General features: G+C 44.2%; 11 protein-coding genes. 2 read left to right on the top strand and 9 right to left on the bottom strand.

Going from position 1 to position 12,787, the window contains the following annotated elements; all coding sequences use genetic code 11:
• Positions 1–53: 53 nt before the first annotated feature.
• Positions 54–905, bottom strand: a complete 852-nt coding sequence (locus AC3CH4_RS19530; RefSeq protein WP_054546228.1) for a LysR family transcriptional regulator — start codon at positions 903–905, stop codon at positions 54–56.
• A 98-nt stretch (positions 906–1,003) separates the two neighbouring features.
• On the opposite strand from AC3CH4_RS19530, the gene AC3CH4_RS19525 reads away from it, so the two are divergent.
• Positions 1,004–1,651, top strand: a complete 648-nt coding sequence (locus AC3CH4_RS19525; protein ID WP_054546227.1) for a glutathione S-transferase family protein — start codon at positions 1,004–1,006, stop codon at positions 1,649–1,651.
• Positions 1,652–1,728: 77 nt separating this feature from the next.
• Here AC3CH4_RS19525 and AC3CH4_RS19520 read toward each other — a convergent pair whose 3' ends face one another.
• The 5 genes from AC3CH4_RS19520 to AC3CH4_RS19500 form a co-directional block, all read right to left on the bottom strand.
• The gene (locus AC3CH4_RS19520) at positions 1,729–1,962 is read right to left on the bottom strand and encodes a helix-turn-helix domain-containing protein (protein WP_017054877.1); all 234 of its coding nucleotides are present in this window, start codon (positions 1,960–1,962) and stop codon (positions 1,729–1,731) included.
• Between the two features lie 10 nt (positions 1,963–1,972).
• Complete coding sequence (locus AC3CH4_RS19515; RefSeq protein WP_054546226.1) at positions 1,973–2,521, bottom strand: DUF2975 domain-containing protein; 549 nt, start codon at positions 2,519–2,521, stop codon at positions 1,973–1,975.
• 130 nt (positions 2,522–2,651) lie between these two features.
• Complete coding sequence (locus AC3CH4_RS19510) at positions 2,652–3,590, bottom strand: LysR family transcriptional regulator (RefSeq protein WP_081008959.1); 939 nt, start codon at positions 3,588–3,590, stop codon at positions 2,652–2,654.
• Positions 3,591–3,693: 103 nt separating this feature from the next.
• Entirely contained in the window at positions 3,694–5,184 is a 1,491-nt protein-coding gene (locus tag AC3CH4_RS19505) for a DUF1254 domain-containing protein (RefSeq protein ID WP_054546224.1), read from the bottom strand.
• Positions 5,185–5,303: 119 nt separating this feature from the next.
• Positions 5,304–6,782 (bottom strand): DUF1214 domain-containing protein, encoded by a 1,479-nt coding sequence (locus AC3CH4_RS19500; RefSeq protein WP_054546328.1) that lies wholly within the window; start codon positions 6,780–6,782, stop codon positions 5,304–5,306.
• Between the two features lie 288 nt (positions 6,783–7,070).
• Here AC3CH4_RS19500 and AC3CH4_RS19495 point away from each other — a divergent pair, with 288 nt between their 5' ends.
• Positions 7,071–8,513 carry an AGE family epimerase/isomerase gene (locus AC3CH4_RS19495; protein ID WP_054546223.1) on the top strand — a complete coding sequence of 481 codons (1,443 nt, stop codon included), beginning with the start codon at positions 7,071–7,073 and terminating at the stop codon, positions 8,511–8,513.
• 134 nt (positions 8,514–8,647) lie between these two features.
• Here AC3CH4_RS19495 and AC3CH4_RS19490 read toward each other — a convergent pair whose 3' ends face one another.
• The 3 genes from AC3CH4_RS19490 to AC3CH4_RS19480 form a co-directional block, all read right to left on the bottom strand.
• Positions 8,648–10,093 carry a sucrose-6-phosphate hydrolase gene (locus tag AC3CH4_RS19490; RefSeq protein ID WP_054546222.1) on the bottom strand — a complete coding sequence of 482 codons (1,446 nt, stop codon included), beginning with the start codon at positions 10,091–10,093 and terminating at the stop codon, positions 8,648–8,650.
• Positions 10,090–11,049 carry a fructokinase gene (cscK, locus tag AC3CH4_RS19485; protein ID WP_054546221.1) on the bottom strand — a complete coding sequence of 320 codons (960 nt, stop codon included), beginning with the start codon at positions 11,047–11,049 and terminating at the stop codon, positions 10,090–10,092. The genes AC3CH4_RS19490 and cscK overlap by 4 nt, the downstream gene beginning before the upstream one ends.
• A 195-nt stretch (positions 11,050–11,244) precedes the next feature.
• Positions 11,245–12,684, bottom strand: a complete 1,440-nt coding sequence (locus AC3CH4_RS19480; protein WP_010432806.1) for a sucrose-specific PTS transporter subunit IIBC — start codon at positions 12,682–12,684, stop codon at positions 11,245–11,247.
• Positions 12,685–12,787: the final 103 nt, after the last annotated feature.

Genomic DNA, 12,787 nt, shown 5'->3' with positions numbered 1-12,787 from the left:
TCAGCTCCAAACTCATCGATTGCAGTTCATCTATTAAATTTTACGGAACAAAGCTAATCAGACTCTATTTCCACAAGCTGATTGAGCACTTCTTTGTCTAACACCGGGTGATGTTTGCTCGCTAAGATCAGCACAATATCGACCGAGGGTAACGGCGGCATATCTCCAAGAATTTTCAAATCCGGAGTCACGCTAAGCTTACCCATAGCACCAATCGCTAAACTCGCTTTAACAATTGCTCGCTGCGCAGAAGCCGTGTTACTGCACGCCAACAACTGATAAGGCGTACCTTGCTTAGTTAAACCATTCACCGCCGCCGCATGATATTTACAGTCCGTTTGAAACAAGGCTAATGGAACAGGCTTGGAACCATCAAATACAAACTCAGGGCTGCTAATCCACACTCCGACATCATGAGTCAGCCAATACCCCTCTTCGCTGTCGGGCGCTCGAGTGACAATTGCGGCATCTAAACGGCCGTCATCCAACCACTCTCTCAGCGTAATGCTGGGCAGGCTGAATATTTGGATTGAGCACGTAGGCTCTGCTTGCTGTAACAGGCGAATCACTTTCGGAAGAATGGTGTCGTTGTAATCTTCAGGGCAACCTAATCTTAAGGGCTGTTTGTCTTCATAACGCTTTACTTGTTTAAGCGCGGTATTGTGAAGGGCGACCAACTGTTCAGCATGAGAACGCAGCGCTAAGCCCGCTTCAGTCAGTATTAAATTACGTCCTTCTTTTTGGAAAAGAGTGACGTTGAGTTCTTCTTCCAACTTACGCATCTGAGCACTGAATGCCGATTGGGTGCGGTTGATCTGCTTCGCGGCACGCGTGAAGCTGCTGGTTTCCACAAACGCGAGAAAGCCTCGCAACGCATCAATATCCATATCGAAATCACCACCCATCGTTTTTATTAATGTATTGCATCAAAATTATCCGTTAGTGCCTCGCAATACAATCCCCTAAGCTCAAAAGCATACCCACCAAACGCAAGGAAGCAACGATGCAGCTTTATATTGGAAACCAAAACTACTCAACTTGGTCACTGCGCGCATGGCTAATATTCGACAACTACAACCTCAATGCCGAAGTCATTAAGCTCAAGCTTTTCACCTCTGATTTCTACGACACTCTGGCTAAAGTGACACCAACGGCCAAGGTTCCAACCCTAGTTGATGGTGACGTTGCGGTGTGGGATTCATTGGCGATTCTCGAATACGTTAACGACGCCCACTTGAACAGTGCTGCGTGGCCTAGCTCAGTGAAAGAACGCGCCCATGCCCGAGCTATTTCCGCAGAAATGCACTCTGGATTTTTTGCCGTCAGAAATGAAATGCCAATGAATTGCCGCGCACAACGAAAGCTAAAACTCAGTGAAGATGCACTGAAAGACATCGCTCGTATCGATGCAATATGGTCAGCGCAAATGGATCTGTACCCAGAGGGATGGTTGTTTGGTGAATGGTCGATTGCCGATGCGATGTTTGCACCAGTGGCGCTACGCGTAGAAACCTATGGCATCAAACTTTCAAAGAAGGCATCACAGTATCAGCAACGCGTGCTTAACAGTCCATCAATACAAAAATGGCTAGCAGAAGCGAGCTTAGAAACCGATGTTGTTGAAGAGGACGAGGCAGGCAAGCCTGTATAAATAGTTAGCAATGAGTCTCGATAAGGGCATCGAGACTCATTCATTATTAGATAATTAGAAAGCGATTTCCTTACCGGCTACTCTTCAGCAACGCTGTCTTGATGATCATTCGGTTCAAACTCCAAAATATCACCAGGTTGGCACTCTAAAACTTCACACAGCTTATCGAGTGTCGATAGCCTTACCGCTTTAGCTTTACCATTTTTTAATACTGATAAGTTGGCTTCAGTAATCCCAACTTCTTTTGCCAATGTCTTCAATCGCATTTTTCGTTTGGCCATCATAATGTCTAAATTAATGCGGATAGTCATGACAAGTCCTTTAAATGGTTTGGCTATGTTCGTCAGCCAGAATATAACCTTCTTTCATCACCCATGAGATGATCAAAATAATTATACCCAATATCAGTGTTAAAAAGTCCATACCAACAAAACTAATCTCGAAGATACGTTCACCTGGTGGATTATTGAACGACAGAATCACTGACATCAATGAACCATAGATAACTGAACCTAATACCCAATAAAACAGGCTATATCCGAGCTTCTGGTAGGACATTGCGTTTTCTAAAGAGAAGATTTCACCTCGCTCATAGTTACGGAATAAACGTATCAGAACCATCAGTGCGTACATAAGGATGCTGGACATCAATAAGCCTGTGAACGCAGCAACGATTCTTGTTGTCATAGTAAGCGGCAACATCGTGAAATACCCGATGTCGTAGGTAAGATAAAAAATGCCCGTCGCACTAATAAAGTCATAGGGAGTCTCAACTGTTAGCCAGAAGTAGCACACCATTATAGGGGTAAGTACAAAAAGGGATTGCAATAGCATACGTACACGTCGGCTTTGTTTTTGGATGTTAGACATACTTATATTCCTGTTGAATTGACAGGAGGATACTAAGATCAAAACAAACGCTAATCAATGAAAAATTATCGTTTTTCGATAATTTTTTATTGATTAGCATTTAACAAAGAAGCTATTCGCTATTTTATTTTCAGAGTATATTTTCCAACAACCCACTAAATCGTGACGCTATCCACTGATGCGAAGCGGATGTAAATGTACGTTGATGCTGCAACAAATAGAGATCTACGTGATATTGTTTACTGTCTACGAAATCGTAAATGTCCACAAACCGACTATCGAAATCAGGTAGTGAACTCAACGCGTTCATACCAAAAATCACCGCATCTGAGCGAGATGCAATCTCCATTAACACATGAGTTTGAGTACTTCTAAGTTTTGGTCGTTTATTGCTTTCAAGCTCTAACAATATTTGCTGAAGAGGGGTGTTAAATGCTTGTTTGTGGTCTTCTTCTACATTCATCGCGAGCACCGGGTATCGCATGATTTCATCTAACGTAGCGTTTATTCCTACTAGAGGATGGTCTCTCCGAACAAACAGTTTGGGGTAAATGGTTCCTAACTTTGTCGCTTGGTATTTTTGATCTAGCGAACTCGAATAATGAATAGCAAAATCTAACTTCCCTTTATCGAGCAAATCATAAGGATTACTTTTCGCTGCCATTTCTATCAAGTTCACATCTGGAGCTTCATCAAATAGCTCTAAAGCCAAATTAGGAAGAATGGTACTGCCCAGAAAAGTAGGCAGGGAGATCGAAAACGTATCATTGCATTCTCGGGGATCAAATTGATTACGCTGAAATAACGCACTCAACTGCGGAAGAATGTGTTGCAGTTCTTTGCCTAACTCTAAGGATTTAGCTGTCGGTGTCAGCCCTGTCGATGTTCGAATGAAGAGAGGATCATCGAACGTTTCTCTCAAACGTTTTAAGCTCCGACTCATGGCTGACTGCGAAACAAACAACGCCTTAGCAGCATTGGTGACATTACGTTCTTTAAGCAACGTATCAAAAGCCACCAGTAGATTTAAGTCGACTCGATTCAACTGATATGAAATATCTTTTTGCATAAGCCCTCTAGCTAGATTGAACAATGACAGTGCTAAACGTTGAATAACCTTAACATGAAAAGATGCACCCATTTATAGGGTGCATTCAAACTTACTATGCCTTCTATTTTATCTTAACAAAATCACTTGGCTTCCATGAATTATCAAACCACTTTTCTGTCGGTGAATACATGCGGAAGATGATATTAAAACCCTTACCTTCCGTCGTTTGAACCCAGTTATTTTCCATTCCTTTGGGTGCATTGGGAGCAAAGTGTATGGTTATAGAACCATCGACATTTTTCTGAATACTGTCACTCAAACCATCAATACCCGCAGACTTTTGATCCGTTTCTAACATAGAACGCGTCTGGTTATCGTAGATCATAAATGACCAAAACTTCTCTACAGGTGCATTTGGCGGCAGTGTCACCGTGTAATGTTGACTACCATCCAGTACTTCCTTGTTTGCATCACGTGTCGCCAATAAGTAATCCGACCCTTTGCCTACAGTTTTTGTCACCATATCAGGGGTAATCCCCGTCGCCATGAAGTGGAAAGTTGCTCGCATATCCGAGTCAATCACGCCATTCGCATCTTTAAATTCATGGCCTGAGACTAGCGGAGTAAACCATTGTCTATCATCGTAGCGGAACATTTCTTCTTTAGGATGGAAGTAGGTTGAACGTGCTTCAGCCGTTGCTATTTTTGCCGCTTCCGACAGTATTTTCTGCATGCGTTTATTAGGAGCAAACTCCTGGCCTTTTTCTATCCCAATATCTTTGGCTAGCGACAACCATTCAGCATCAAAAATAGCAGTAGGTTCGTACTGAATTAGAGCATTTACCTCATCGTAAAACGTCGCATCCATAGCGTGAATGGTGTTGTAGTCAACACCTGAAATGTTCATGAACTCTGTCTTATCTTCTTCTCCATACGGGTAAAGCTTGGTGGTCGCTTTTAGTGTTTCAATGCTTTCTTGCATCTCTTCTGGAGAGCTCACAAGGCGCAGTAACAACCAATGTTGATAACCTTCACTAACAATCTCAATGTATCCCTCTGGCACTTCTCCTTTCCACGAAGAATGGCGAACGAAGTACTTACCTGATTTAGCGACGTTGTCTGGGTGAGTCACGCCAATTCTGTCTACATATTTGAACGCAGCATTGTCGAGTAAGCCAAGCACTGGAGTGGGAATATCCAGAATGACTGGGCCATTTCTTACATCAATCTCTGATGTGATATACGGTGTGGTCGTGTTCGCTGTTAACCAAAGGCTATTCGCGTCTAGATTATCTTCAGAAATTGCGATGGTTTGATTAGGTTTCATGCCGATGCTTTCATGTCCCAACAATAGTCCTTGTATTGAAGCAACGGGGATGCCAGATAGAAAAACACGAACGGCGTTGGATACTTGAACGAAATTTTGAACCTTGGTGTGTGTTTCGGCTGTCGGTGCGCCATCGGTATAATTCAGTTCACCTAGATAGGTAGACTCAACCTTATTTGGCGTGATGATGCTCTCTGGCACTTGTGCGCTGAATTTAGGCTCAGCTAGCGCCACAGATGAACAACCTAAAGTAATCAGCAACGTAGCAATAATCGATTTTTTCATAATAATTTCTCTTGTTAAATTTGATTCACATAGCCTAGGCCGCACCAATTGATATTCTTCGCTTAGGTGTCACGCTCTAGGCTATTTATTTCCAGAAACGGGTTAGCGTTTATTGCTGGTTAGCCACTGATTTTTTCCATGTCTTCTAGCATCCAGTTTTTAAAGAACGTCTTCGATGTTGGACGGTAAAGTCGGAACAATAAGAAGTAATCTTCACCACCGGTAGGAACCCAGTTTTCCTCTTGTCCTTTTGGCGCTTCCGGGCCGAAGTACAAATCATAAGAACCATCTGGATTCTTTTTCATCGTGTCTGCATTTCTAGACGATAGTCCTACTCGGTCGACTCCTTTAACAAAGTTTTTGGTTTCCATGTTGTAAACAATGGCTGACCAAAAATCCTCAACAGGCGTGTCGGCTGGCACATTAAGCTTGTATGTCGCTTTGCCATCTAGCATCTCACCTTTTGAATCACGTAAGCCCGTTAAATAAAAGGTTGAACCGCCCAATTGCTTCGGCAAGTAAGTGACGTAGAAGTAAGATGCTGCACGCTTATCGACTAACACCTCATTTTCATCCACAAAGGGGAAACCAAGCTGAGCTTGAGGGCCAAAATTCCAGAAGGACCATTGCGACAAAGGCTCGCCATTTTCATCTTTCCATAACGCACTCACCGTCTGATCAGGTTCTACAAATTTCGACTGCATGTGCGCATAAGCCATCAAGACACCTTCACGTATCGCTTTTTTCTGCTCATCTGTTGGGTCGAATTTTTTACCTTTTTCGATACCGAGATCTTTTAGTAATGACGCCATCGCCTTGTCTTGAGCTCTGACCGGGTTCTCTTGGATAACGTCATTGATGTCTTGAAAAAACGTCTCGTTGTAATACGGGAGGCTGTCATACGCGACTTCCGTTGCATCTAAGTAGTCTGTTTTGGGTGGGTTTTCAGCATCAACAAGATTGTAGATTTTGATTTTCTTCGCATAGTTACCCGCATCTAAATCTGTCGCACCATTCGTTAACGATGGTCTGAATGAAAAACCATACAGATAAGTGTCGGTTTCAAATACCAGATAACCTTGCCTTTCTAGCGCTAGCTTCGAACCAAACTCGTTGTTGTAACCTGGCGGTAAGAAGAGATATTTGCCTCCTTCACCTTCATCAGCACCTTTGTAGCCAACATCCGTGATCGGTACTTCCCATTGGTTCACAACCGAGCCAAAGTAATTCACTTTGTCAGTCGCGGCAGGCACTTCAATAACGACTGGGCCATTTTTAGAGGTTGTGGTTGCCCACGCATAAGCTGTGGTGTCATTGGCAGTGAGGAACCCCTTTTCTGATCCGAAAGGTTCGTTCACGTAAATCACGTCATTGTAGTCGCCATTCAAATCACGGCGGGTCGCTTTTAAAAAATCTATTTGAGTAACCGCTGGCATGTAATGAATCGCCGTTTGAGTGGCACGTTGCACCATCATTTTGTATTCAAGGTTTTCAATCTGCGATGCGCGAACAAGGATGTCGTCGGTATCATCAAACGATTGAGAATAGACAGGCATTGTGCTGATAGTGAGTAGCGAAGCTAATAGAAGTTTTTTCATGTTGAGCATATCTCTTCGTAAAGGTGAAACATTCAATTGTTTAAAAAACATCCTTTGTTTGAACCGAGTATACGAACGCGACCAAAATTCATCCAATGACTTATAGTAATTACTAATTATTCGAATTATGGATAATGCTAGATGAGATTCGATTAACTCAATACGACTCAATGACCTTTAAGCTTCCCCTTTAAACCGTTTTAATTTGATCGATTGTGATCGCCGAATCACAATGTGCAGACCTGATTGTTTATATTCAACTAAATTCAAATCATTAAGATAAACATCATGTTACGAGCAACGATCGCATTACTCAGCGTGGCCAGTTTCGCTGTATCTGCCAATGTCACCCTTCCTTCCGGAGAAGACTGGATTAATCATGCTTCTGAAGGGCTCGCACCTTACTGGCTAATGCCTAGCGCTCAGGGAGAACCGATAGGCAATTTCCCGACGTTTCGTTGTGATGACGGTACCTTGCTTGATGTTTCTGATGTGTGTCCTGAATTAGACAGAGGCTGGATCACTCCCCACTTCGGCAAAGAGTTTACGCGCATGAAATCACGCCAAACTTATGCCTATGGCGTGCTCTACCATCTTACCGGAGACAAGCAGGCTTTGGCGCTTGCCAAACAAGGCGCCTACTACCTCATTGATCAACTAGAAGATAAGCAAAATGGTGGCTTTATTGGCTACACAAAAGAGGGCAAAGCAGGTCAGAATTGGCAGCAACGTACCTCTCAAGATCAAGCGTATGCGTTGGTTGGACTCGCGATGTATTACTACCTAACCCAAGACAAAAAGGTAGAAGAAGCACTCATCGCCCAACAAGCTTTTATCTTTGATAAGTATCGACTTAGCGACAACAGTGGTCTTGCTTGGGTACTTGCTGACGGTGAAGATGGAAAAGCCACACGACGTGAATTAGTCGCGCAACTTGATCAAATTAACGGTTACATGCTGTTAGTCGCCCCTTTGCTGAAAGAGCCGATCAAATCAAAATGGCTTGATGACCTGAATTGGCTCACACAAACCATGGTCGATCACTATCATTCTGAAGATGAGCAACGCTTCTACGGGGCTATTCACGATAAAGCAGCGATGATGCCGAATGCTAATCACAATGATTTTGGGCACACCATCAAAGCGTATTGGATGACTTACCTTACCGGCCAAACATTGAATAACTCTGAATGGAAAGAGTTTGGCATCAAAGGGATGAAGCACACCTTAGAGCAAGCTCAATACCAGAAAGAGTTCGTGAGCGTGTCCCAATATTTTGGCGAGGAACTTCAGAATACGTGGAAAGGACAAGAGATTACTGGGTGGCAAAGCAGGCCAAACACTAATTGGGCGTCATCATGGGAATGGGCAGAGCTTGATCAAGCAGCCATGACGGTTTCACTGGTCGATGGTTCAATGAAAGACGTCCTGCAATACACCCTACCGACCTTTCATGATGTATGGGTCGACCACAAATACGGTGGCGTTGGGCTTGAACCTAAGCGTACTAAAGCTTTCCATTGGGGTAATGGCTATCACCAATTTGAACATGCGCTGATTGGCTATTTATATGCTCAGCAAGTTGACGCTAAACTGGCTGTATTGCACTACGCAAGACCGACCAACAGCAATATGCCAATGGAACCGTATTACTATCAAGGGGACGTGGTTAAGTTGGAGAAACTTGGAGATGGTACGCAGAAGGTCAGCTTCAATAACATTCGACCTTAGCATTGGTTGTTAGCTCTGAATGAACTTTATGTGCGAGGAATGGGCAAGGTCAAAGAGCTAGCACAATAGTGATGTCGCAGACCAAACAAAAGCCGCTGTTGATCAGCGGCTTTCTTGATGGAGATAAGCGGAGGTTAGTCGTCCAACCCTTTAATTGGGTTCATCGAGTGATAAACGGTGTTCACGTCACCAGTCATCGACAATGAACTCAAGTCATCAATGAAGAAACGGCTGGTCATTGTGTGCTTACCGCCATTGATAAAGATTTCGATCACTGACTTATCGACATATACCTCGATGGTTTGCTTAGTGCTCAACCTCGGAGCTTTTCTCACCGAGCCAAACTCTTCCGCGTAGAGTTGAGACATCTTACTGCGATCAAGCATGAACTCCGATTCCGTGGCACTGAACACGATGTTATCGCCCGCAGCGTTAGCAAGCGTTAACTCAAACTCGTCCGTTTCCGTTTCAAGCTGAACCATGAAGCTGGTTGTATCCAGTTCAAGAACGCTCTCAACCGCAACAACTTCGCCTTGCAACGCGTTCAATTCAGGTAAAGTCGATTGCACCAGATAGCCATCTTGGATGTTAAGCTCGCGTGGTAATGACAACATACCCGCCCATTGGTGCGCTACAGATGGAGCGTCGATATCAGGAAGGCCTACCCAAGCAATCAAGATCCGACGACCTGAATCGTCTAAGTAAGTCTGAGGAGCGTAAAAATCAAACCCGTAATCAGGCTGCGCGATATCTTGATGGTTTTCAAATTCCATCGAATCTAAATTCAAACAATCACCAACAATGTAAGCCACTGAGTAAATGTTTTTAAAATCGTACGGATTATCGCTAGAGACACCTTGTGGAGAAAACAGCATCACCGACTGATTATCGATTTCAAAGAAATCTGGGCATTCCCACATATAACCAAGGTTGTTGTAACGAGTTTGAATAGAACCTTTATGCTGCCAGTTCATGAGGTCACGACTTCTGTACAGCGCCATTGAACCACGTTCTTCTTGGGTCTGAGCCCCAACAACCATCAAGTAATCGTCACCGCCCTTCCACACTTTTGGGTCGCGGAAATGTTCGGTGTAGTGTTCATTTTCGATAACCACACCATGCTTTTCTATTTGCCCTTTGACAGACATCTTGGCAAAACACTGAGTTGAGGACCTTTCCCAGTTTTCATCACGATGATTCCCCGTGAAGAATAAAATAGCTTCGTCGTTTTCAACGAGAGCTCCACCAGAATAAACCCCATGAGAATCGTAATCTTGGTCTGGGTGCAAGCCAATGCCGTGGTCTTCGAAATGAACGAAGTCTTTGGTAGAAAGGTGGTACCAGTACTTCATACCATGGACTGGGCCAACTGGCGTCCATTGGTAAAATAGGTGGTGTTCACCATTAAAAAAACACAGACCATTCGGGTCATTAAGCAGACCAAACTTAGGCGCAATATGGTAGCTCGGATATCCAGCATCTTGTTTGCGAAGCTTTATCATCGCATCAATGCTGTCTTGTGAAATCGCTTCTATACGACGATATCTTTGCTCTACCGTCCAGTTCGAGTTCAAACTCATACACTCTCCTCGACGGCATTCGTATTTGAAGAGTCTTTTTGAATAAACTGAGTTAGAGCCTCTTGCGATGGAAGTGCAGTCATCGCACCTTTTTGCGTGGTTGCCAATGCACCACAGCCATTTGCCCACTGGATTGCAGAGTCAACGACTTGTTGATTATTCCACTCTTCATGTTGAGAAAGCTTTGCAAGTAAGCCGCCAACAAAAGCATCGCCTGCGCCTGTAGTATCCACTGGCGTCACTGAGCGACCTGAAATCAACACACCTTGGTTTTCAAATACTCGCCAAACGCCTTTCGCGCCCTGCGTAACCAAAACAAGCGTGTTGTTAAGATCTGCAATGTTAGCCAAACCTTGTTCCATCGAAGTTGAATCGGTTAAGGAATCCAGTTCTTCTTCTGAAAATTTAACCACATCAGCTAATTCAACCGCTTTCATGACCACAGACTTAATTTCAGGTGGGTTTTGCCACACTTCATCACGAAGGTTTGGATCGAAGCTGATGTAACCACCCGCGGCTTTCATACGTCGGATCGCTTCGAAGGTACTGCTTCGGCTTGGTTCATTAGCCAAAGAGATTGAGCAGACGTGTAGCCACTCGTTTTTCTTAAATTCGGGAATGTCTTCAACAGACATAAACTGGTCGGCACTTGGCTTAACCATAAACGTAAAGCTGCGCTCGCCTTGGTCATCAAGATCGACCACCACAGTGGATGTACGTTGTTCAGGGTCCTTCACCAAACGGTCGGTATTCACACCTTCCTTTTGCAGAGTCACTTCCATAAAAGTGCCAAACGGGTCGTTACCCACTCGGCCGAAAAATGCGCTTTTGCCTAAAAGGCGAGAAATCGCTACCGCGACATTAGCAGGCGCACCGCCCGGACATTTCAATAATGTCGCGTCAGTCTCCGGAATGAGGTCGACGACGGCGTCTCCAGTTACCCAAACTTGATTCATCTTTCTTACCTTAAAACTGAAAATCATGACAACCGAAAGCGATGGCAATCGAAAGCAGTAGCAACCAAAAGCAAGGTGACACTTCACGCTGTCATGTAAAAATATAAAAAGGCTAGCTAAGCCAAATCACCTAGCTAGCACCCCAAAGCTTAGGAAATGAAGTGAAAAGGGGGGCTTCACTTCTAGGGAGAAACGTTAAGCTGTTGCTTTAATGTTTTGCTTGCTGCGCTCACGCAGACCTAAAACAACGGTCAAAGCAAAGGCAGTCACGAACGCGATAATCATACCTACCACGTAGTAGCCAATTTTTTCTGGTGATATTGAGATGATGCCAGGAATACCCGCCGCACCCAGTGCTTGTGCTTTCACATTGAACATCGTGATAAACGCGCTTGAAACCGCAGCTGCACAAACCGCAGCAATGAATGGGTAGCGAAGCTTCAAGTTCACGCCGAACATTGCAGGTTCAGTAATACCAAGCAAGCCAGTCACACCAGAAGGAATCGCGATACCTTTCATTTTCTTATCTTTACTCATGAAACCAACCGCCAGTGCCGCTGCACCTTGTGACACGTTAGACATCGCCGCGATAGGGAAGATGAACGTACCGCCAGTCGTTGCTATATCCGCAAGCAGCTGAGTTTCAATAGCAATAAAGCTATGGTGCATACCAGTAATAACGAACGGCGCATAAATCAAACCAAACACCGCACCACCAATGAAGCCAGCGCTGTTGTATAGCCAGTTAAGACCATCACCCAGTAGGAAGCCGATATCACGTGTAAATGGACCCACAACCGTGAATGTCAGAAGGCCAGTCACGAAAATAGCCAGTAGCGGCGTTAGCAAGTTATCCAGAACCGAAGGAATAACTTTACGTAGGCCAAGCTCAACTTTCGCTAGAATAAACGCAGAAACAAGAACGGGCAGTACTGAACCTTGATAGCCCACTTTCTCGATTTCGAAGCCTAGAATGTTCCAAACAGGAATACTGCCCGACACTGATGCGCCACCGAAGCCCCAGCCGTTAAGCAAGTCTGGGTGAACCATCAACATACCTAAAGCCGCGCCAAGGTATGGGTTACCACCAAACTTCTTACTCGCTGAAAATGCTAATAAAATAGGTAAGTACACAAAAGGGGCATTAGCAAATGTATTGATCATGTTTGCTAAATCGGTCAAACCCGGATTAGCGTCGATTAAAGATTTGCCATCAATGAACAAGCCTTGAGCCGTCAATAGGTTGTAGATACCCATCAACAAACCACCAGCAACAATTGCCGGAATGATTGGTACAAAGATATCAGACAGACCTTTCACCGCGCGTTGCAGAATATTTTGGTTATCAGCACCTGCAGACGCCACATCGTTGGTCGACATTTCCGTCATTTCCGTCAGCTTAGCCAACTCAGCATAAACTTGGTTTACGATGCCTGAGCCAAAGATGATCTGATATTGACCCGCCACTTTAAACTGGCCCTTAACCCCCTCTAGGTTATCAATCGCCTGTTCATCAATTTTATCTTGGTCTGCAACCGCAAGACGCAGACGAGTCGCACAGTGTGCGAGTGCGGTGATATTACTTTTACCACCTAATAGAGAAAGCAGCTCTTTTGCTATTTTTGGATAATTCATTACATACCCCATTGGATTATCATTTGAGCCTTTGAATTTTCGGGAACGTTTGCAGAACAAATTTTTGCCTAGAAATAGCAAATGATCAAAGATAACTGCTCAA

It is taken from the genome of Vibrio sp. QJM3NY_26, assembly GCF_057786005.1.
This window is presented reverse-complemented; position numbering and strand designations above follow the sequence as displayed.